At 65.0% G+C, this 20,525-nt stretch carries 17 protein-coding genes; 10 read left to right on the plus strand and 7 right to left on the minus strand.

Annotation, left to right across the window (positions count from 1 at the left end; all coding sequences use genetic code 11):
* Positions 1–45: 45 nt before the first annotated feature.
* The 3 genes from dsbG to dsbD are packed head-to-tail and all read right to left on the minus strand — an operon-like array spanning position 46 to position 3,354.
* The gene (gene dsbG, locus H040_RS26045; protein WP_027921291.1) at positions 46–804 is read right to left on the minus strand and encodes a thiol:disulfide interchange protein DsbG; all 759 of its coding nucleotides are present in this window, start codon (positions 802–804) and stop codon (positions 46–48) included.
* Between the two features lies 1 nt (position 805).
* On the minus strand, positions 806–1,642 hold the full coding sequence (locus tag H040_RS26050) for a TlpA family protein disulfide reductase (protein ID WP_027921292.1): 837 nt from the start codon (positions 1,640–1,642) through the stop codon (positions 806–808).
* Complete coding sequence (gene dsbD, locus H040_RS26055; protein ID WP_027921293.1) at positions 1,642–3,354, minus strand: protein-disulfide reductase DsbD; 1,713 nt, start codon at positions 3,352–3,354, stop codon at positions 1,642–1,644. Before dsbD ends, H040_RS26050 begins: the two co-directional genes overlap by 1 nt.
* A gap of 282 nt (positions 3,355–3,636) precedes the next feature.
* Here dsbD and H040_RS26060 point away from each other — a divergent pair, with 282 nt between their 5' ends.
* The 8 genes from H040_RS26060 (at position 3,637) to H040_RS26105 (ending at position 13,601) form a co-directional block, all read left to right on the plus strand.
* The gene (locus tag H040_RS26060) at positions 3,637–6,468 is read left to right on the plus strand and encodes a xanthine dehydrogenase family protein molybdopterin-binding subunit (RefSeq protein ID WP_027921294.1); all 2,832 of its coding nucleotides are present in this window, start codon (positions 3,637–3,639) and stop codon (positions 6,466–6,468) included.
* Positions 6,461–6,997, plus strand: coding sequence for a (2Fe-2S)-binding protein (locus H040_RS26065; protein ID WP_013973477.1), 537 nt, complete (start codon positions 6,461–6,463; stop codon positions 6,995–6,997). Before H040_RS26060 ends, H040_RS26065 begins: the two co-directional genes overlap by 8 nt.
* Positions 6,998–6,999: 2 nt before the next feature.
* Positions 7,000–8,211, plus strand: coding sequence for a cytochrome c (locus tag H040_RS26070; protein WP_033696656.1), 1,212 nt, complete (start codon positions 7,000–7,002; stop codon positions 8,209–8,211).
* Positions 8,212–8,214: 3 nt separating this feature from the next.
* Positions 8,215–9,186: an XdhC family protein gene (locus H040_RS26075; RefSeq protein ID WP_027921296.1), complete on the plus strand. Its 972-nt coding sequence runs from the start codon at positions 8,215–8,217 to the stop codon at positions 9,184–9,186.
* On the plus strand, positions 9,183–9,749 hold the full coding sequence (locus H040_RS26080) for a nucleotidyltransferase family protein (RefSeq protein WP_027921297.1): 567 nt from the start codon (positions 9,183–9,185) through the stop codon (positions 9,747–9,749). Before H040_RS26075 ends, H040_RS26080 begins: the two co-directional genes overlap by 4 nt.
* Before the next feature lie 243 nt (positions 9,750–9,992).
* Positions 9,993–10,676, plus strand: a complete 684-nt coding sequence (locus H040_RS26090; RefSeq protein ID WP_027921299.1) for a response regulator — start codon at positions 9,993–9,995, stop codon at positions 10,674–10,676.
* A complete protein-coding gene (locus tag H040_RS26095; RefSeq protein ID WP_027921300.1) occupies positions 10,673–11,995 on the plus strand; it encodes an ATP-binding protein in 1,323 nt (440 codons plus the stop codon). Before H040_RS26090 ends, H040_RS26095 begins: the two co-directional genes overlap by 4 nt.
* A 214-nt stretch (positions 11,996–12,209) precedes the next feature.
* The gene (locus H040_RS26105) at positions 12,210–13,601 is read left to right on the plus strand and encodes an aspartate aminotransferase family protein (RefSeq protein WP_027921301.1); all 1,392 of its coding nucleotides are present in this window, start codon (positions 12,210–12,212) and stop codon (positions 13,599–13,601) included.
* A gap of 40 nt (positions 13,602–13,641) precedes the next feature.
* Here the strand turns inward: H040_RS26105 and H040_RS26110 are convergent, their stop codons facing one another.
* The 4 genes from H040_RS26110 to H040_RS26125 are packed head-to-tail and all read right to left on the minus strand — an operon-like array spanning position 13,642 to position 19,138.
* Complete coding sequence (locus tag H040_RS26110; RefSeq protein ID WP_027921302.1) at positions 13,642–14,532, minus strand: siderophore-interacting protein; 891 nt, start codon at positions 14,530–14,532, stop codon at positions 13,642–13,644.
* 55 nt (positions 14,533–14,587) lie between these two features.
* Complete coding sequence (locus H040_RS26115) at positions 14,588–16,003, minus strand: efflux transporter outer membrane subunit (protein WP_027921303.1); 1,416 nt, start codon at positions 16,001–16,003, stop codon at positions 14,588–14,590.
* Between the two features lie 3 nt (positions 16,004–16,006).
* The gene (locus H040_RS26120) at positions 16,007–17,971 is read right to left on the minus strand and encodes a MacB family efflux pump subunit (protein ID WP_027921304.1); all 1,965 of its coding nucleotides are present in this window, start codon (positions 17,969–17,971) and stop codon (positions 16,007–16,009) included.
* Positions 17,972–19,138: an efflux RND transporter periplasmic adaptor subunit gene (locus H040_RS26125; protein WP_027921305.1), complete on the minus strand. Its 1,167-nt coding sequence runs from the start codon at positions 19,136–19,138 to the stop codon at positions 17,972–17,974. It abuts the gene before it with no gap.
* A gap of 204 nt (positions 19,139–19,342) precedes the next feature.
* Here H040_RS26125 and H040_RS26130 point away from each other — a divergent pair, with 204 nt between their 5' ends.
* Together H040_RS26130 and H040_RS26135 are read left to right on the plus strand one after the other, a co-directional pair.
* Positions 19,343–19,819: a sigma-70 family RNA polymerase sigma factor gene (locus H040_RS26130; protein ID WP_027921306.1), complete on the plus strand. Its 477-nt coding sequence runs from the start codon at positions 19,343–19,345 to the stop codon at positions 19,817–19,819.
* A gap of 171 nt (positions 19,820–19,990) precedes the next feature.
* Positions 19,991–20,470: a response regulator gene (locus H040_RS26135; RefSeq protein WP_027921307.1), complete on the plus strand. Its 480-nt coding sequence runs from the start codon at positions 19,991–19,993 to the stop codon at positions 20,468–20,470.
* The last annotated feature ends 55 nt before the right edge of the window (positions 20,471–20,525 follow it).

Consider the following 20,525-nt stretch of genomic DNA (forward strand, 5'->3'; position numbering starts at 1 on the left):
GGGCGGCGCTCGATCTACCTGCAAATACAAATTTCAAGGCATGCACTACCGCTTGCCAAGAATCTTCCCCAGCAGCTCCGGCCGCGGCGCGCCTTGCTGGCTCTGCAGGTTGCCCTGCTCATCCTGGTAGAAGATCGCCGGGGTCGCCTGAAGCCCCATCTCTTCCATCAGGGCCATGTTCGCCGCCAGCTTCTGCTGCACGGCATCTGGCACCTTGTCCAGCGGCTTCAGGGCACTCGCCTTGCCTGCTTTCTCGTGCTCATGCAGCGCCTTGGCTGGGTCCTTGGCTGCCAACAGTGCCGCCGACTTGCCGGGGCTGTCCTCGCGGATGATACCGACCATGATATGGCGCAACTGCACCTTGCCCGATTCCACCCACGGCCGCGCTTGTTCCCAGAACATGTTGCAGTAGGGGCAGTTGGGGTCGCTGAACAGGTACACCTTGCGTGGCGCACTGTCCTTGCCGTCGGGGATCCAGGAGGTTTTCTCCATCTTCGCCCAGATTTCCTTGCTCATCGGCGCATACACCAGCTTCTGCAGCGGCTCGGCGCTGAGGTCCTTGCCCTGTTCGTCGAACAGGCTGCCGACCAGCACGTGCTTGCCGTCGGGTGTCAGGTACAGCGCCAGGGCATTGTTCTGGTACTCGGCGGCATAGCCGCGCAGGCCGTTGGGCGCATCGAAGCTGCCCTTGATTTCGGCGCCCTTGGCTTGCAGTTGCTGGATCGCCTTGGGCAGGTCTTCGGCCTGCACCAGCGGGGCGGCCAGCAGGGCCAGGGACAGGGGCAGCAGGGCAGTCAATCGCATGTCAGTTTCCTTGTGCGGCAGAGGCGGGCGGCTTGGCCCGCTCGAAAGGTTCCAGGGCATGGCGCAGGCTGGCCCGCGACAGCTCGCCCAGGTGGCTGCCGATCAGGCGGCCGTCGGCGTCGTAGAACAGGGTGGTGGGCAGGGCCATCGAGCCTACCCGCTGGGCCAGCACGCCGGTGCCGTCGAACAGCACGTGGGTCAGGCTCAGCCCGGTGGTGGCGAGGAACGTTGTGACGTTCTCCGGCGTCTCGCCCTGGTTGACGAAGATGAAGGTCACGTGGGGGTATTCGCCTTGGGCCTGTTGCAGTACCGGCATTTCCCGGCGGCAGGGCGGGCACCAGGTGGCCCAGATATTGATCACCAGCGGCTTGCCACGGTAGCTGTCCAGGGCCACGGACTGGCCAGCAGCATTGCGCAAGCTCAGTTCGGGCAGTGCAGTGCCCTTGCTGTACAGGTGGCTGCCCAGGCTGGCCAGGCCCCAGAACAGCGCACCGCTGAACAGTGCCCAGCCCAGCGGGCGACGCAGGCCAGGCTGGCGCCAGCCCTGCCACAAGGTGGCGAGGACGATGCCGACCAGGCCCGACCAGAGCAGGAAACCGCCATCACGGATATCGATGACTTGCAGCAAGTCGTCGCGGTACATCGGCCAGTAGGCCAGCACGAAACCCAGGCGGGCGCACAGCAGGCCGATCAGGAACAGGTTGAACAACGCCGATTCCGGGCTTTCGCCGCCGCGCCGGGCGGCCCACCAGCCGACCAGGCAGGCCACGCCGAGGGCGGCGAGCATCAGCAGGTGGTTGAGGGCCATGGTCAGTGGCCCAAGGGTTACCGTCAGCATCAGCCTTGGCTCCGGGTCTGGGTCCAGTGTTGCAGGAATGCGGCGGCATCTACCTCACCGGTGATGCGCCGTGCGCGGCGTTCTTCACCTTCCGGGCCGAGCCAGATGATGCTGGGGGGGCCGGGTACCTGGTAGCGCTGCAGCAGCGCGCGGCTGGCCTCGGAATCGGCAGTCACGTCCAGGCGCAGCAGGTGGACGCCCGCCAGGCTGGCTTGCACGTCAGGGCGGTTGAACACCTGCTTTTCCATGACCTTGCACGACACGCACCAGTCGGCGTAGTAGTCGACCATGACCCACTGGCCGCGAGCGTTGGCGGCATCCAGCTCGCGTTGCAGGGCTTCAGGGCTGCTGACCGTGACGAAGTGCTCGTCGGCCTTTTGCACAGTGGCGGTGGCAGTACCGCCGGCGAACGGCCGCAACGGTTGCCACAGATCGTCACCACCGGCTGCCGCGCCGACCAGCAGCAAGCCACCCCACAACGCGCCCAGCAGCGGTACCGCGCGCAGTGCCGGCAAGCGCTGCAGCGCCGGCCAGCTGGCCCAGCCCAGGGCAATCAGCCAGGCGCCGCTCAGGGCCAGCAATACAGGGGCGGCAAGCAGGCTGCGCACGGTGTACAGGGCCATGGCCAGGAACACGAAGCCAAACACACCTTTTACCCGGTTCATCCACGCCCCCGGGCGCGGCAGGTAGCGGTTGCCCAGGGTCACCAGCAACAGCAGCGGTACGCCCATGCCCAGGCCGAGGCTGAACAACACCAATGCGCCTTGGAGCACATCGCCACTCTGCGCGATGTACAGCAGTGCGCCGGCCAGTGGCGCGGTCATGCACGGGCCGAGCAGCAGGCCAGACAGTGCGCCAAGCAGCGCCGCGCCATACAGGTTGCCGCCACGGGTGCCTTGCCCGGCGCGGTCGAGGCGGTCGCGCAAGGCGGCCGGCAGTTGCAGTTCGAAGGCGCCGAACATCGGCAGGGCAAGGAGGATGAACAGGCCGGCCAGGCTGCCCAGCAGCCAGGGCTGCTGCAGCCACGCCTGCAGGCTGGCGCCCAGCAGTGCCGCGACTACGCCAAGGGCCGCGTACACCAGCGCCATGCTCAGTACATAGACCCCGGCCAGCAGCCAGCCACGCCGGGCACTGGCACCGTTGCCCAGGACCAGGCCGGCGAGAATCGGCAGCATCGGCAGCGAGCAGGGGGTGAAGGCCAGCAGCAGGCCAAGGCCGAAGAACGCCAGCAGGCTCCAGCCCAGGCTGGCGCTCTGCAAGCCGCTGGCCAGTGCTTGGTCGCTGGCTTGCTCGCCGGCCGGCGCCTCGCTGCCGCCTAGGTCGATGGGGGTAGTTTGCGGCGGGTAGCACAGGCCGGCATCGGCACAGCCCTGCCAGCCCAGCCGTAGCTGGCCTTGGGCATTGGCCGGGATCAACAGTTCGAGCTGGTCGCGGTACACCGTGGTGTCACCGAAGAACTCATCGTGGTGATTCAGGCCAGCAGGCAGTTGCGGTTGCTGGTCGGCGGGCAGGCCGTCGAACTTCAGGCGCTTCTGGTACAGGTAGTAACCCTGCTTGATCTGGAAGTACAGGCGCATCTGGCCGTCGGCCTGGCGGTCGTGGGTCAGCACGAACGCCTGGTTGACCGGCAGGAAGTCGGGTTTGACGTCGAACGGGTTGGCCTGCAACGGGCCGGCCAGGAGCAATGTCAGGAAGAGCAGAAGGATGCGCATGTCTTCGCCTTGGCAATACGGAATGCTGGCCATGCTGGCGGGGGTCGATTAACCCAAGGTTAACCGTTCCTGGTGAAGCTGTTGCAGCGGCGCCGCGTGTCGGTCTTCGAAACACCGCGACATATTGTCGGCTTGACTTTGCTTATACCCATATTCTTGTTGTAAAGTTGACGCAGAAGTCAGTTTTTCCTGGCTCAAGCGACAAGGTTCTCACCCTTCCGAGTTCCCCGCATAAGAATCAGAAAAAGATGGGCAGATACTCTTCTGCCCAGAGGATCAAGCATGTCCAACCGTGATATTTCCCGGCGCGCCTTCTTGCAAGGCGGCCTGATCGCTGGTGTCGGTGTGACCATGGCGCCGCTCGGCAGCCAGGCATTCGCCGCCCTGATGGAGGAGCGCGTCACCACCTCGCCGCAAAAGTGGATGAACCACGACGGCAAGGCTCGTTTTCGCAATGACGCGCTGTCAAAGGTCTGTGGCAACAAGGTCTTTGCCCGCGACATCCGCGCCAAGGACATGCCCGGCTGGCCGACCCAGCAAGGCCATGCGCTGCTGCTCAAGGCGACCAAGGCCGACCGTATCTACGCCGGCCATGACCTCAGCCTGCTCGGCGCCGACCTGCAGCCGGACCGTATCGTCACCGCCGCCGACCTGGCGAAGGACGGCATCGCCTGGCCCGAGGCCCACTCGCCCGACCCGCTGCTGCCGCCTGGCCAGGTGCCGATGTTCATCGGCCACCCGGTGGCGATCCTGATCTGGCACGACTTCGAGCGCTTCCGCCAGGCCAAGCGCAAGCTGCAGTTCAACGACAAGGCGATCAAGTACGGCGCCCAGGCTCCGCTGTACCAGCGTGACCCCTATGGCAGCTTCCGCTTCGTGCGCGTGGGCGGTGCCACGCCGTTCGACGACGATGAGTTCTCCAGCCTGAAGAACTCCATGCTGTTCCCCACCATCCTCAACCGCAAGCCGGTGTGGTCCAAAGCGCCCAACCAGCACGGTGACCTGACCGAACAGGGCCTGTTCTACGCCAAGCGCATGGGTGAACAACTGGACAATCCGCCCGAGGACTGGCTGGTGTTCGACGAACGCTACAAGACGCCGTCGATCGAGCCTGCCGCGCTGGAGCCGGACAACGGCAACGGCTGGTACGACCCTGCGACCGGCACGCTGCACTTCGTGGTCGCAACCCAGTGCCCGTTCGAAGCGGCACAGGAATGCGTGCACATGATCAAGCCGTCGCGCTTCGCCCTGAACACGCTGAACATGCACCCGGGCTATACCGTGGGCTACGGTTCGAAAGACAACAACATCTTTGTCTTCTACGCTGCCGTGGCCGCGCTGTATGGCAACGGCGTGCCGATCCGCCTGGCCAACGACCGCTACGAGCAATTCCAGAGCGGCATCAAGCGCCATGCCTTCGACATCCGTTACCAGCTGGCCGTGGACAAGAAGGACAACAGCTTCAAGATCTTCCGTGCCGACATGAGTTGCGACGGTGGCGGGCGTATCAACTACAGCCCGTCGGTGGCCGCAGTGGGCGCCACCGCAGCGCAATCGATCTACTACATGCCGCAGAACGACCTGTCGGTGACTGCCTACTTCTCGCGCGGTGTCGAGGCGGGCTCCATGCGCGGCTACGGCACCCTGCAAAGCATGGCGGCCACCGAAATGATGGTGGATGAGATAGCCAGTCGACTGGGCGTCGATGCCATCGACCTGCGCCGCGCCAACGCGCTGAAGTCAGGCATGAAGAACACCCAGGGCGCAGTCCCGGCCGGTGCCCTGCGCCTGTACGAGATCCTCGACAAGGCTGCCGTGCACGACTGGTGGCGCAACCGCGATACGCGCAAGCAACAGATGGACGCCAAGGACCCGGACCACTGGTACGGCGTCGGCTTTGCCATCTGCCAGAAAGACTTCGGCACAGGTTCCGAAGCCCCCATGGCCAGCGTCGAGTTCACCGCCGATGGCCGTATCACGCTGCGTCACATCGGCACCGAACTGGGCACCGGCATGTCCACGTCCCAGGCCCTGGTGGTCAGTGACTTCCTGGGCCGCTCGGCTGATGAGGTCAAGACTGCGGTCACCGAATGGCCGGAGTTGCAGCTGAGCACCAGCGGCAACCCGTACCTGATCAGCCAGCCCGAGCAGGACGCTGCGCTGCGCAACCCGCGCTGGGTCGGCAAGCTGGCCTCGCCGTCGTCGGCGACCAACTCGGCGTTCTACTTCAGCCACGCCACCCGTGAAGCGGCCCGTGTGCTGTTCAACCACGGCCTGTGGCCGGCAGCCATGGCCATCTGGAGCCAGGGGCCGCATGGCGGCCAGGCCAACCCGCTGGTGGTGCGCCGCGAGAATGCGGTGTGGGTCAACGGCGAGCTGACCGGCAACGGCCTGGCGCCGATCCCGTTCGCTCAGCTGGCGCAGAAGGCCCACGAGATGGGCCTGGTCACCGGTGCCAGCGTGCACGGTTTCAACCGTTGGAGCTGGGCCGAGGCCGACTTTGTCATCGATGGCGTGCGCGAACGCTTCCCGCTCGATGCCGTGGCGGTGAAATACGGCGACGGCGCGGTGAATGCCAAGAAGGCGCAGATGAGCAGCCATGGCTACCACTTGCTCGACCGGCAGAATGCCGCGTACCCGGATACCCAGCTGAACAACGCCATGGTCACCTACTACAGCCCGGTGGCGACCATCGTCGAGGTCAAGGTCAACAAGGGCACACACGAAGTGCAGGTGCTCAACCACCACAGCTGGGTCGAGTGTGGCCGGGTGCTGGTACCGGAACTGGTCAAAGGCCAGCTCGAAGGTGGTATTGCCATGGGCATCGGGCATGCGCTGACCGAAGAAATGCCGTTGTACGAGGGCGGGCCCGGGGAGGGCGACTGGAACTTCAACCGCTACCGCCTGCCGCATGCGCGCGATGTGGCGGTGTGGAAGCAGACCAGCGAAATCCTCCCGCCGCTGTCACCGACCGACCCGTCCAAGGGCATCGCCGAAGTGGTGATGATCCCGGTCGTCGGTGCCATCGGCAACGCCGTGGCGCATGCCATTGGCAAGCGCGTGCGCGATCTCCCTATCACCCCAGCCCGTATCAAGGAGGCCCTCAATGGCTAACCGTCCACTGCAACTGACCCTCAACGGTCAACCGGTCGGCCCGGTCGAGGTCCCTGATGACCTGGCGATGATCGACTACCTGCACGAACACCAGAACCTCACAGGTTCCCGCCTGGGCTGCGGCCAGGGCATCTGCCACGCCTGCGTGGTGATCGTCGACAACCCCGACGGCACCAGCGAGGAAGTGCGTACCTGCATCACCGGTGCACATTATTTCGAAGGCAAGAAGGTCCGTACCATCGAAGGCCATGCCAAGCAGGACGAGGCCGGCAACCTGACGCTGAACCCTATCCAGCAGAAGTTTGTCGACCTGTTCGCCTTCCAGTGCAGCTATTGCGCACCAGGCTTCGTCAACGCCGCCACGGTGCTGGTGGAAACCGCCCAGCGCCAGCCGTTGAAAAAGAGCGAAGTGGAAGACCGCATCGAGGCCAGCCTCGGCCACCACATCTGCCGCTGCACCGGGTACGTGCGTTACTACGACGCCACCCGCACGGTGCTCAATGACCTCGGCCTGGTCAAGGAGGGTTGAGCATGGGCTTCATTCGCAGCACTCTCGCGCTGGCCCTGGGCCTTGCGGCCGTCTCGCTTGCCCAGGCGGCCGACGAGGCGCAGGTCAAGCGCGGTGAATACCTGGCCCGTGCGGCCGACTGCATGGCCTGCCACACGGCCGAAGGCGGCGCACCGTTTGCCGGTGGCCTGCCGATCCATTCGCCGTTCGGCACCATCTATGGCAGCAACATCACTCCGGACAAGCAGTACGGCATCGGCAACTACACGGCCGACGAGTTCTTCGCTGCCGTGACCGAGGGCAAACGCAAGGATGGCGCCAACCTCTACCCGGCCATGCCCTACACCTCGTATCACCTGATCAAGCGGGAAGACTCGGACGCGATCCTGGCCTACCTGCTGACCATCCCGCCGATCAACCGCCCGGCGCCGGAAACCAAGCTGAGCTTCCCGTTCAACGTGCGCCTGGGGCTGACGGGGTGGAACATGCTCTATGGCAAGAGCGTGCAACTGCAGCCAACCGAAGGCAACAGCCCGGCCTGGCAGCGCGGGCAGTACATGGTCGAGGTCATGGGCCACTGCGGCGAGTGCCATACCCCGCGCAACCCGATCGGTGCACTGCAACAGGACAAGCGCCTGACCGGCGGCCTGTTGGCTGGCTACCTGGCGCCGAGCCTGCTGGCCCAGGACCTGGCCGAGCGCGGCTGGACCCAGCCGGACCTGACCACTTTCCTCAAGCATGGCATCAGCGCCCAGGGCAGCATGTTCAACGAGATGTTCCCGGTGGTGCACCACAGCACCCAGCATCTTGAAGATGCCGACCTGGCCGCCATGGCCACCTACCTGCTCGGAGACCAGCCGCCGAAGGCCAAGGTGATCGAGGCAGTGCCACTGGAGCAGCTCACCGACAGCGCTAAACGGGGGCGTCAGCAGTACCTGAACGTCTGTGCCGGCTGCCACGGTGTGGACGGTGAGGGCAAACCGCATATCGCCGTGGCCATGCAGGGCAACACCGTGTTGCGCCAGAGCGACTCACGCAACCTCGCGAAGGCGATCCTTGAGGGCATCCGTGAACAGCAGTTCACCGGCTTCGAGCGCATGCAGCCGATGCCGGGCTTTGCTGACAAGCTCGACGACCAGCACGTGACGGACATGGTCAACTACCTGCGCCAGGCCTGGGGTGGATTGCCCGGCGACCTGACCGTACAGCAGCTCGCCGAGCTGAAGGCGGAGTAAACCGTGCAGCATCTCGATCTCCAGGTGATCAGCCAGGCGCTGCAGTGGTCGTGCGATGGCCAGCGGGTGTGGTTGTGCACGGTGCTCGCCACCTACGGCTCGGCGCCTCGTGCGCCGGGCTCGCTGCTGGCGGTCAACGCCAGCGGCCAGTGGCTGGGCTCGCTGTCGGGCGGCTGCGTCGAAGATGACTTCCTCGAGCGGGTAGGGCGGGGCGAGTTTCCCGAACCGATTGCCATCGTGCGCTATGGCGATGGCAGCGACACGCGTTCGAGCATTCGCCTGCCTTGCGGCGGCGTGCTCGAAGTACTGGTGGAAAACCTGCCGGCCGACTGCGAAGTGCAGGCCCACTTGCGTGAGCTGGAAGGCGCGTTGCGCGGCCAGCGTCGGCTGCTGCGCGAAGTGAGTGTGCCGCAAGGCGAGCGCCATCTCATCGACGACCACAGCCAGGGGCCGCGGGTGGAGCGCGAAAGCGGCCGCGTGCGTTTGCGCGTCGGCGCCGCCCAGCGCCTGCTGTTGGCTGGTTACTCCAGCGTTGCGCATTATTGTGCCGAGTTCGGTAAAGGCATGGGTTTCGAGGTCATCCTTTGCGACCCGCGTGACGAGGTGCTCGAAGGCGTGATGCTGGAGGGTATCGAGGTGCGCCGTGAGCTGCCGTCGGAGTTCATCGCCCATGGTGGTTGCCATGCCGATACGGCAGTGGTTGCATTGACCCATGATCCGAAAATCGATGACCTGGCCATGCTTGAAGCGGTGCGTACCGAGGCGTTCTACATCGGCGTGATGGGCTCGAAGGCCACTTCCGACAAGCGTCGCGAACGCTTGCACCGTATTGGCGGCTTGGGCTCTGACGAGCTGGCGCGGATCCACGCGCCGATCGGCCTCAACCTGGGCAGCAAGACCCCGGCCGAAATCGCCCTGGCGGTGCTCGCCGATATCCTGCGCCTGCGCAACGGCATCGGGCGGGCAGCCCTGTGAGTGTGGTGGCGCTGGTGTTGGCAGCCGGCAGCAGTACGCGTTTTGGCGCGGACAAGCGGCGAGCGCTGATGGCCGATGGTCGTAGTTTGCTGGTGCATAGCGTCGAGCGGGCCTGCACGGTGTTCGATGACGTGCGGGTGGTATTGCGTGATGGCGAGCGTGGCGAAGAACTGGGGTTGCCATCGGCGTGCCGGGTCATCTGCAATGCGGATTTCAGGCTAGGGATGGGCCATAGCCTGGCGGCTGGCGCCGCTTCGCTGGTCGACAGCGAGGCGCAGGCGGTGGCGATTCTGCTGGGGGACATGCCCTGGTTGGAGCCCGCGACCCTCGGCTTGCTTGCACGTGAGGCCAGTGGGTCTTCGATAGTCCTGCCTTGTCACGCTGGGCAGCAGGGCCATCCGGTGGTGTTCGGGCGTGATTTCTGGCCAGCGCTTGCGCGGCTGACGGGCGATGAGGGTGCGCGTTCGGTGGTGAGAGCCCATCCGGACAGTTGCGTCAGGCTGGCAGTCGAGGATGCGGGTGTGCTGCGCGATGTCGATACGCCTGATGCACTGCGCCAATAAGTTTGACTATCACGTTGTACTCATTTTCCTCGCCGTCGAGTTCATAAGGTTCCAGTTCGCCAACCGGTAAAGCAGGATCTGGAATGGCTTGTCTCCCTTTTGACCGAGCGCCGCCCACGTGGCGCTTGATCTCATAGGCACTGCAAGGCTTTCGGCGAACCCCAACCCCCACAAAAAGGTCCATAATCCCCCCTTAATCCCCCCATAGTGCAATGCCAGCCACATCACTCCGGGAGCTTCACCATGCACGTTCTGCTCTGCGAGGACGACGACCTGATCGCCAGCGGCATCTGCGCCGGCCTCACCGCCCAGGGCCTGACCGTGGACCGCGTGGCCAATGCCGCCAGTGCCCGGGCCTTGCTGCAGGCGGCACAGTTCGATGTGATGATCCTCGACCTCGGCCTGCCTGACGAAGATGGCCTTAAACTGCTGCGCCGCCTGCGCCAGCAAGGTGTAGACCTGCCCGTACTGGTACTCACTGCGCGCGACGCGGTCACCGACCGCGTCGACGGCCTGCAGGCCGGTGCCGATGACTACCTGCTCAAGCCCTTCGACCTGCGCGAACTGGCCGCACGCCTGCATACCCTGCTGCGTCGGGTGGCGGGGCGTGCGGTCAACGTGATCGAACATGGCCCGCTGCGTTATGACCCGAGCAGCTGCGAAGCATCCCTGGCCGGCCAGCCGGTCGACCTTTCGCGGCGCGAGCAAGCGTTACTGCAGGCATTGCTGCAGAACCCCGGCCGAGTGCTGTCCAGCGAGCAACTCAAGGACTGCGTATACGGCTTCAGCGATGAAGTCGAGAGCAACGCGCTGAACGTGCATATCCACCACCTGCGGCGCAAGCTCGGCAACAGCATCGTCGAGACCGTGCGTGGCCTGGGTTACCGGCTGGGGCCTGCGCAGGCGCCGGAAGAGGCTGCCTCATGAGCCTGCGGGTACGCCTGAGCCTGATCCTCGGCACCGCCTTCATCATCATCTGGGCACTGGCAGCGGCGTGGATGCTGCGCGACCTGCGCCAGCAGATGATGTTCTCCCTCGACCAGCGCCTGGTGGCCTCGGCGCGCATGGTCGCTGGGCTGATCGACCAACTGCCGCAACCGCTGGCGGCCAAGGGCGAGGATGCGCATTTTTCCGCCGACCAGTTGAGCGTGCCCGATGGCATGGCCTGCCAGGTGAGTTCCCTGCGCGGCGAGATCCTCGCCAGCAACCACAAGCATGACGGCGCCATGGACGACCAGCGTAGCGGCTTCCGCGACCAGACCATCGATGGCGCGTTGTGGCGTACTTTCACCTACAACCACGGTGACGTGCGCATCACCACCGCCGACCGGCACATGGAGCGTGAGGCGCTGAACCAGTCGATTCTGCTGGCCGCCTCGGCACCGGTGCTGATGGCCTTGCTCGGCAGCCTCGGGTTGCTGTGGATCGGCCTGGGCAAAGGCCTGGAGCCACTCAACCGCATGCGTGATGCCCTGCGCCGCAGGCGCGCCGACAGTGTGGAGCCGTTGCAGGTGGCTGGCCTGCCCAGCGAACTGCAACCCTTGCTAGACACCCAGAACCAGCTGTTTTTGCGCATCGCCCAGACCATCGAGCGCGAAAGGCGCCTGACCGACGATGCCGCCCACGAACTGCGCAGCCCGTTGACAGCGATCAAGACCCACTTGCAGGTGGCGCGCATGACCGACGGCGCGGTGCGTGAACAGGCCCTGGAACATGCCGAGCAGGGCGCCGACCGCATGCACCGGACCCTGGAGCAACTGCTGATGCTGGCGCGGGTCGAGGGCAGCCTGTCGTTCGAGGATGGTGTGCAGTGCAGCGCAGAGCAGGTCGCCCGCCAGGCAGTACAAGATGCTGGCGGCGGTGACAACCGGCGCATCGTCTTGCGCCTGCCGCAGGAGGCCACGCAGATCTACCTGGGCATGCCCGCGCCGCTTGCGGTGGCGGCCTTGCGCAACCTGCTGGACAACGCCCTGCGCCACGGTGGTGATACCGAGGTGGAGTTGGAGGTGCAGATGGCCGATGGGCAGGTGGGGTTCATGGTCCGTGACCATGGGCCGGGCATTGCCGATGACGACCTGCAGCACCTGACCGAGCGTTTCTGGCGCAATGGCCAGAGCGGTGGGTGTGGGTTGGGGCTGGCGATTGTTCAGGCGATCGTGCAGCGATGTGCCGGTAGCCTCAAGTTCGACAGCCGCAATGATGGGTTGCGAGTGCTGCTGCAGGTGCCGGCGCGTTCCGCTAACTGATCTTAACTGCCAGCACCGGCCTCTTCGCGGGTAAACCCGCTCCCACAGGTACTGCACAGGGCTGGAAGTCCATGCAACATCTGTGGGAGCGGGTTTACCCGCGAAAGGGCCGGTACAGGTACAGCAAAATCCCGCAACAACAGCTAAATCCTCCCCGCACTCAAGCGTTTTCCAAGCGATAACTGCCCATTCGCTTGCTTGCGAGGATTTACCCATGTCCACCGCTACCAGCCTTGCCCAGGTCCTGCCGGCCGGCGCGCCGCACCCTCTGTACGAATTCAGCGAATCTGCGCTGCTGCAACGCCAGCAGCAACAGGAGTCCAATGCCCGCAGCTACCCCCGGCGCATCCCGCTGGCGCTCAAACGCGCACATGGCATCTATGTAGAAGACGTTGAAGGCCGCCAATTCATCGATTGCCTGGCCGGCGCTGGTACCTTGGCTCTGGGCCACAACCACCCGGTGGTGATCGAAGCAATCCAGCGCGTATTGGCCGACGAACTGCCGCTGCATACCCTGGACCTGACCACGCCGGTCAAGGACCGCTTCGTCCAGGACCTGTTCGGCATCCTGCCCGAAGCCCTGCGCCGCGAAGCCAAGGTGCAGTTTTGCGGGCCAACCGGCACCGATGCAGTGGAGGCAGCGCTCAAGCTGGTGCGCGGTGCCACCGGGCGCAGTACCGTGCTGGCCTTCCAAGGCGCCTACCATGGCATGAGCCAAGGTGCGCTGAGCCTGATGGGCAGCCACGGCCCCAAGCAGCCGCTGGGTGCGCTGCTGAGCAATGGCGTGCAGTTCATGCCGTACCCTTATGACTACCGCTGCCCGTTCGGCCTTGGTGGCGAAGCCGGGGTCAAGGCCAACCTGCATTACCTGGAAAACCTGCTGCTGGACCCGGAAAGCGGCGTGCCGCTGCCGGCGGCGGTGATTCTTGAAGTGGTGCAGGGTGAGGGCGGCGTAATTCCGGCCGACATCGAGTGGCTCAAAGGCGTGCGGCGTATCACCGAGCAGGCCGGTGTGGCGCTGATCGTCGACGAGATCCAGAGCGGCTTTGCCCGCACCGGGCGGATGTTCGCCTTCGAGCATGCTGGCATCGTGCCGGACGTGGTCACCTTGTCCAAGGCCATTGGCGGCAGCCTGCCACTGGCGGTGGTGGTGTACCGCGACTGGCTGGATACCTGGAAGCCAGGCGCCCACGCCGGCACCTTCCGCGGTAATCAGATGGCCATGGCCGCCGGTTCGGCGGTAATCGATTACCTGGTCGAGCATCGCCTGGCCGAACATGCCGAGGCCATGGGCCAGCGTTTGCGCGAGCACCTGCAGCGGCTACAGCGGGATTACCCACAACTGGGCGATATCCGTGGCCGTGGCTTGATGCTTGGGGTGGAACTGGTCGACCCGCAGGGGCAACCCGATGCATTGGGCCACCCGCCCGCCAATCGGGTGCTGGCACCAAAAGTCCAGCGCGAATGCCTAAAGCGTGGCCTGATTCTCGAATTGGGTGGGCGCCATGGCGCCGTGGTGCGCTTCCTGCCGCCGCTGATCATCAGCGCACAGCAGGTGGACGAAGTGGCGCAGCGCTTTGCTCAAGCGCTGGCTGCGGCCGTTTGATTCCGGGAGGGCCGCGCTGCGGCCCTTTCGTTCGGCCTGCTCAGTCGCAGGTTTCACCCAGGCGCCAATACCCCATCGTCATCAGGCTTTCACGCGCCAGCCCGCGCTGTTTGGTCAGGTAACGGCGAATATCCAGCACCGTCGCAGACTCCCCGGCCACCCAGGCGTAGAACGCGCTTTCCGGTGGCAGGCTGGCCAGTTCGCGCATGGCGTGCTGCATGGCCTGGCCATGGTCGCAGCGCAGCAGCTCCCGGGGCAGCCAGTGCAGGCGAGTGTTGGCGCTGTGGCGCAGGGGCAGGCAATCAGCTTCCTGAGGGACTTCGATGAAGGCTTCCACGGCCAGTTCGGGCTGTTCCTCGGCCAGCGCTTCGAGAATACCGGCAATGGCGGGCAATGCCGTTTCGTCGCCGATCAGCAGCACATGGCGGGTACCTTGTGGCGGCTTCCACTCATAGCCGCCGGGGTCGCCGGCGTGGGCCAGGTTCGGCGCCACCATCAGCAGCCGGTCGCCCTCCTGGGCATGGGTTGCCCAGGCCGAGGCCGGCCCATTGACCCCGTGAAGTACAAAGTCCACGTCGACTTCCAACGCACCCGGGCGCAAGGCGCGGATGGTGTAGGTGCGCATGGGTGGGCGCTGTTCGGCGGGCAGTGCGCTGTGCGCAGTCTTCCAGTGGACGTCGTGGGGCAGGGTTGGCAATGAACCGTCTGGTGCAGGAAACAGCAGTTTTACGCGCTGGTCCGGCGCCAAGGTGTGCATGAAGTCGACATCCGGGCCGGTGAACACCAGGCGAGCGAACGATGGGCTGAGGCGGATGCGCCGAGCCAGAACCAGTTCGAACGCGCGGTAGGCGCGGGCGCCTGGCGATTGGCCCTGAACCAGGCGGCGCAGGCCTTGTTGCCAAGCCTTGAGCATGCTGGCGGAGCGGGTCATGGGGAAATCCTCTTGCAAGCGGCTTTCCTTATGAACGAGCTGCCAGTGTGGCGAATTAACCCTGATCCGTGTTCGCGAGCTGCCAGCCACCCCCCAACGCTTTGTAAAGCGCCACGCTGCCCTGCAGGCGAGCCAGGCGCAACTGGGCCTGCTGGTCCTGGGCGAGATAGAGCGTGCGCTGGGTTTCGAGTACGCTCAGCAGGGTTTCGGCGCCGGCTGCGTAGCGCCGTTGGGCCAGGTCGAAGGCCAGGCGCGCCTGTTCGACCTCCTGGTCCTGCCATTGGCGCTGCTGTTCGACGCCGTGGATGGCATTCAGGGCCTTCTCGACATCGGCGAAGCCGGCCAGGATGCTGCTGCGGTAGCTTTCCAGCAACTCGTCCTGCTCGGCTTCGGCCAACTTCTGTGCTGCTCGCAGCCGGCCATTATTGAATATCGGTGCGACCAGGCCGGAGGTCAGGGTGTAGTAGGAGCTGTCGAACACCTCGGCGAAGGTGCGTGCACCGGTGCCGATGTTGGCACCCAAGGTCACTTTGGGCAGCAGGGCGGCCCTGGCCACCAGGACATTGGCGTTGGCGGCGGCCAGGCGTGATTCGGCGGCGGCGATGTCTGGGCGACGGGTCAGCAGCTCGCTGGGTATGCCGCTGCCAATCTGCGGCCAATTTACAGCCTGCAGGGCTTCGCTTGTGGTGGGCAGGGCCTGGACTGGGTCGCCAAGCAGTGTGGCCAGGGTAACGCGGTTGTCTTGCCACTGCTGTTCGAGCAGCGGCACTTGCCGCTGCTGGGCGGCCACCAGGCTGCGTTGCTGGGCCAGTTCCAGGCGTGTCGCGGAACCTGCGCGCTGACGAGTTTCGACCAAGGCCAGGACATCACGGGCGTTACGCAGGTTGAGGCGCGCGATGCGCAGTTGTTCTTCCAGGGCCAGGCCCTGCAGGTAACTGTTGGCCACGCTGCTGACCAGGGTCAATTCGACGGTCTGGCGATCGAAGCGGCTGGCGTCGAGGCTGTGCAGGGCGCTTGCACGGGCAGCGCGCAGGCCACCCCAGAAGTCGATCTCGTAGCGGGCGACCAGCTGCATGCCGAACGACGTGCTGGTCGGTTCGTACTTGCTGACATCAAGCTGGTCATAGCCCTCGCCATGCAGCAGGCGCTGGCGGCTGCCGTCGAGTTCAAGCCTGAGCTCCGGCAGCAGTGGCGCGCCGGCGATCACTGCCCGTGCCTGGGCCTGGCGCACGCGCGCCGTGGCGGCGGCGAGGTCGTGGGCATTGTTCCGGGCACGTTCGACCAGGCGGTCCAGTTCGGCGCTGTCGAAGGCCAGCCACCACTGGGTTGAAGGCCAGCTGGCAGTGGCCTGGGCGGCTGCGCCTTGCCAGGCTGTAGGGGCCGAGATGCCGCTGGGTGGCGCCGACGGCAGGCTGCAGGCGGCGAGGCCCAGGCACAGGGACAACAGGCTGATGCGGCTTGGCAGGGTCATGGGCTATTCGCTGGTGAGGGCTTTGACCGGGTCGAGTCGGGCGGCTTTGCGGGCTGGCATGAAGCCGAACGCGACGCCGGTGAGAACGGCGCAGGAGAAGGCACCGAGCATGGCAGGCAGAGTGAAAGCCACGGCAACCTTGCCCAGCATCAATGTGCCGCCGATCAGCAGGGCCAGGCCGATTCCGGCCATGCCGCCGACCATCGACAGCATCACCGCCTCGCTGAGGAACTGGCGCAGAATGTCGCGCTGCCGTGCACCGGTAGCCATGCGGATGCCGATTTCGCGGGTGCGCTCGCGCACGGTCATGAGCATGATGTTCATCACCCCGATGCCACCGACCAGCAGCGAGATCGCGGCAATCGCCCCGAGCATCAGCGACAGGCTGTTCTGGGTGCGGGCCTCGGCCTGGATCAGCGCGGCCGAGTTGGTCAGTTCGAAATCGTGACGGCCGTGGTGGCGCTGGCGCAGCAGGCGGTCGACAGCAGCTTCGGTTTCATCGACCCGCGCGGCGTCGACAGCAGCGATGGTGACGTAGTCGGGGTCGCGCTGGCCGAACAGACGGATCGCCGCTGCCGAGTAGGGCACCACGATGCGCCCATCGGCATCCTGGTCGCCGGAACTCGCGCCTTTGCCGGCGAGAATGCCAATGACCTGGAACGGCACATTGCCGATCAGGATGTACTGGCCCAGCGGGTTGCGGTCAGGTTCGAGCATCTTCTCCCGGACCTTCTGGCCGATCACGGCCACCGCTGCGCCACTGGCGTCGTCGGCATCGGTGAAGAACGCCCCTTCGACTGCCGGCCAGTTGAAGATCAGCGGGAACTGGTTGTTGTTGCCACCCACGTAGAAACGCTGGCTGTTGTTGCCGTGGCGCACCATCACCTTTTCGCCCAGCACCGGCATGATCTGCCTGACCTGCGGCAGTTGGCCGATGGCGGCGACGTCGTCGAGGGTAATGGTGCCGGCAGGTTCGCCCAGTGTGGCGGGTTTGCCGTTGAGGTAGAGGATGTTCGATCCGAAGGCGGCCATCTGCGCCATCACCTGGCGCTTGCTGCCTTCGCCGACGGCCAGCATGACCACCACCGAGGCTACCCCGATGATGATCCCGAGCAGGGTCAGGGCGGTGCGAAAGCGGTTCACCCACATCACCCGCCAGGCGGCTTGCAGGGCGTCGATCAGCTCGCCTTTCCAGGCGCCGCGCAGGGTTGCGCCGCGGTCCAGGCGCTGGCGCAGGTCATCGGCCTGCAGCCCTTGGTGGGGAAGGTTGGGCGCCTGGTCGGTCGCGGTGTCGCTGATCACCTGGCCGTCGCGGATCTCGATTACCCGCTGTGCCCGCGCCGCCACCTTGTGGTCGTGGGTGATCAGGATGACCACGTGGCCTTGGCTGGCCAGTTCGTCGAGCAGTGCCATGACTTCGGTGCCGCTGTGGCTGTCGAGCGCACCGGTGGGTTCGTCGGCAAGGATGATATGGCCACCGTTCATCAGCGCCCGGGCGATCGACACCCGCTGTTGCTGGCCACCCGAAAGCTGGTGCGGGCGGTTTGCGCTGCGGCTGGCCAGGCCCAGGCGGGCGAGCAGGGCGGCGGCGCGGGCATGCCGTTCACTGGCGGGAGTGCCGGCATAAATGGCCGGCATTTCGACGTTTTCCTGGGCCGAGCCTGACGGGATCAGGTGGTAGCCCTGGAATACGAAGCCAAACGCCTCACGGCGCAGCCAGGCCAGTTCGTCGTTACCCAGATCGGCCACGTTCTTGCCGGCGAAGCGGTAGCTGCCCGAAGTCGGGCGATCCAGGCAGCCGAGTATGTTCATCAAGGTAGATTTGCCCGACCCGGAGGCCCCGACGATGGCGACGAACTCCCCGGGGTGGATGCTCAGGCTGATGCCGCGCAACACATCGACCTTGGGGCTGTCCTGGCCGCCGTAGGATTTGCGGATATCGACCAGCTCGATCAGCGGCGCGCTCATTCAGCCTCCGCTGGCGCTGGGGGCGCCCATCAGCAGTTGTTCACCTTCGCTGAGCCCGTCCAGCACCTGAACCCGCAGGCGGTCACTGAGGCCGGTGCGCACCTGGCGCTGCACCACCTTGCCGTGTGGGTCGAGCACTCGCGCCGTGAACAGGCTGCCATTGTTGTCCAGCGCGGCAAGTGGCACGGTCAGCACCTGGCTGGCCTGGCCTGCAACGAAGAACACCTGGGTGGTCATGTCGGCCATCAAGGCGCCATCCGGGTTGTCGACATCCAGCAGCACGGTGTACTGCACCACTTGGTTGCCGGTACTGCCGGCGTTGGCCGGGCTGCCGCCGCCCTGGCTGGTCTGCTCGAGTGGCTTGGGCGGGATCGGCAGAATTTGCCGCACGGTGCTGCTCCAGCGGCGCTTGCCACTGGACAGCGTGGTGAAATAGGCGGTCATGCCCGGCTTGACCTTGCCGATGTCGGCTTCGGAAACTTGCGCCCATACGGTCATGGGCGACAGTTTGGCGATGCGCAGGATCAGCGGGGTGCGTTGCTGGGCATTTAGGGTCTGGCCCTCGCGGGCGTCCACGGCAACCACCGTGCCGTCCATCGGCGCATAGATGCGCGTGTAGCCCAGTTCCGCCTCGTCGCTGCGCAGGCTGGCCTGGGCCTGGCGAATCTGGGCCTGGAACATGTCGATACGCGCCTGGGTCACCTTGAGCTGTGCAGCAGCGGCCTGTACGTCTTCATCACGGGTGGCGCCAGCGGCGGCAAGATCGCGCTGGCGCTTGAGTTGCTGGCTGGCCAGTTCGAATTGCGCGCGCTGTTCGGCGAGCTGGGCCTTGAGGTTGTCGATCGAGAAGCGCCCGGCATCCAGCCGTGCCTGCTGGGTGGAGGGGTCGATCTCGACCAGCAGTTGCCCCTGGCGCACCGGGTCGCCCGCTTCCACGTGCAGTTTGCGGATCTGCCCGGAGGCCTGGGCGCCTACATCCACGTAACGCCTGGGCTGCAAGGTGCCCAGGGCTGTCACGCTGCTTTCGATGTCTGCCCGTGTGACCGTGACGGTACCGAGCGGTTGCGCGCCGAAGGGCAGGGTTTGCCAGGCCAGCAGGCAGCCCAGGCTCAGCAGGCCCGCGGCAGCGAGGGTGAACCGGCGACGGGGTGAGGTTGAACGGCTCATGCGGACTTCCAGCCTGGGTAGTGGTCACGCGCCGCCAATCGTGGTGCGCATCGAAGTCCCAGATAAACGAAGGCTGGCCGGGCGGATTTAGCCTGAATGAGCGGGTGGAGGGTGTGTTGCTGAGAATAGTTATAATTTGTACTATCACAGCCCGGTGTCACTCAGTCCCGCACGTGGGTTGCAAGGACGATTTCAGGTGCTGTTGTGGAACATTACTATCGCGAACTGGTGAGCTTCCTTAGTGCGCGCCTGGGCAATCGCCAGGCTGCGGAGGACGTTGCCCATGATGCCTATCTGCGGGTGCTGGAGCGTACCGCCAGCGGGCAGATCGAGCATCCGCGAGCGTTCCTCTACCGTACTGCGCTCAACCTGGTGATCGACAGGCACCGGCGCCATCAGGTTCGCCAGGCCGAATCACTGGATGCGCTGGATGCCGACGGGCGCTTTCTCAGTGCAGAATTGCAGCAGGACATGCAGCTCGATCAGCGTCTGGCCTTGATGCAAAAGGCCCTGGATGAACTGAGCAAGGTTTGCCGGGACTGCTTTCTGTTGCGCAAGATCGATGGCCTGTCACACCAGCAGATCGCAGAGCGCCTCGGTATCTCCCGCAGCCTGGTGGAAAAGCACATCGTCAATGCCATGAAGCATTGCCGTGTGCGCATGCGTCAGTGGGAGTCCTGAACGTGGGGTGAAGGGCAAGTGAAAATTCTGTGTGATGGCCACTTGATTTCTCCCGGTTTCCCGACAACTATCTAGATTGACCCCTCCAGGTGCAGCCCTGGCGGTTGCCTGTTTCTGGCGCAGTTTGGTCAGGGAGCTTTCCCTAATTCACCTGACGGGCCAGGTCCGACAATGACAAACAAGACCCTGCGCATCCTGATTGCCGATGAGCACCCGCAGCAGCGCCTGCAGCTGGAAAAACTACTCAATGGCCTTGGTTATTACCGGATTGCCCCGGTCGAATCTTTTGAAGAGTTGCAGCGCCTGGTGCAGTGCGCATTGCAACCGTTCAACCTGCTGCTGGGCAACATCGAACTGGCCAGCCATGCTGGCGTCGATCTGGCGCGTTTTTGCCGGGTCAGTACGCAGATCCAGCATGCCCTGCTTTACCATTCGCACCACTTGAAAGTGCCTGTGGTGCCGCAGACCGAGCGTCAGGCCGTCAGCGTGAGCTTGCCGCAGGTGCCCGACAACGATGCGTTGCAGTGCTTCATGGCGATCATTGACAGCCCAGTGCTGGTTGGCACGATAGCCCTGCCTTCCGGGCTTGCTTCTGGCGCCGTTCATGCGCGCAAACCGAGAAATTTCGGCCATACCGTCTTCAGCCGTTAGTGGCTCGGATGGGGCAAGGTGGCGGGCATTTGTTATCCTCTAGCCTTTTGCCGAT

The sequence above is a fragment of the Pseudomonas sp. URMO17WK12:I7 genome (assembly GCF_003269045.1).
Lineage (GTDB): Bacteria > Pseudomonadota > Gammaproteobacteria > Pseudomonadales > Pseudomonadaceae > Aquipseudomonas > Aquipseudomonas putida_J.

What these genes read in the sequence shown, in the direction of transcription:
- H040_RS26125 (WP_027921305.1), bottom strand. Translation starts at nt 19,138, where the DNA reads ATGAGCCGTTCAACCTCACCCCGTCGCCGGTTCACCCTCGCTGCCGCG.
- H040_RS26115 (WP_027921303.1), bottom strand. Translation starts at nt 16,003, where the DNA reads ATGACCCTGCCAAGCCGCATCAGCCTGTTGTCCCTGTGCCTGGGCCTC.
- dsbG (WP_027921291.1), bottom strand. Translation starts at nt 804, where the DNA reads ATGCGATTGACTGCCCTGCTGCCCCTGTCCCTGGCCCTGCTGGCCGCC.
- dsbD (WP_027921293.1), bottom strand. Translation starts at nt 3,354, where the DNA reads ATGCGCATCCTTCTGCTCTTCCTGACATTGCTCCTGGCCGGCCCGTTG.
- H040_RS26135 (WP_027921307.1), top strand. Translation starts at nt 19,991, where the DNA reads ATGACAAACAAGACCCTGCGCATCCTGATTGCCGATGAGCACCCGCAG.
- H040_RS26120 (WP_027921304.1), bottom strand. Translation starts at nt 17,971, where the DNA reads ATGAGCGCGCCGCTGATCGAGCTGGTCGATATCCGCAAATCCTACGGC.
- H040_RS26060 (WP_027921294.1), top strand. Translation starts at nt 3,637, where the DNA reads ATGTCCAACCGTGATATTTCCCGGCGCGCCTTCTTGCAAGGCGGCCTG.
- H040_RS26090 (WP_027921299.1), top strand. Translation starts at nt 9,993, where the DNA reads ATGCACGTTCTGCTCTGCGAGGACGACGACCTGATCGCCAGCGGCATC.
- H040_RS26105 (WP_027921301.1), top strand. Translation starts at nt 12,210, where the DNA reads ATGTCCACCGCTACCAGCCTTGCCCAGGTCCTGCCGGCCGGCGCGCCG.
- H040_RS26050 (WP_027921292.1), bottom strand. Translation starts at nt 1,642, where the DNA reads ATGCTGACGGTAACCCTTGGGCCACTGACCATGGCCCTCAACCACCTG.
- H040_RS26095 (WP_027921300.1), top strand. Translation starts at nt 10,673, where the DNA reads ATGAGCCTGCGGGTACGCCTGAGCCTGATCCTCGGCACCGCCTTCATC.
- H040_RS26065 (WP_013973477.1), top strand. Translation starts at nt 6,461, where the DNA reads ATGGCTAACCGTCCACTGCAACTGACCCTCAACGGTCAACCGGTCGGC.
- H040_RS26070 (WP_033696656.1), top strand. Translation starts at nt 7,000, where the DNA reads ATGGGCTTCATTCGCAGCACTCTCGCGCTGGCCCTGGGCCTTGCGGCC.
- H040_RS26110 (WP_027921302.1), bottom strand. Translation starts at nt 14,532, where the DNA reads ATGACCCGCTCCGCCAGCATGCTCAAGGCTTGGCAACAAGGCCTGCGC.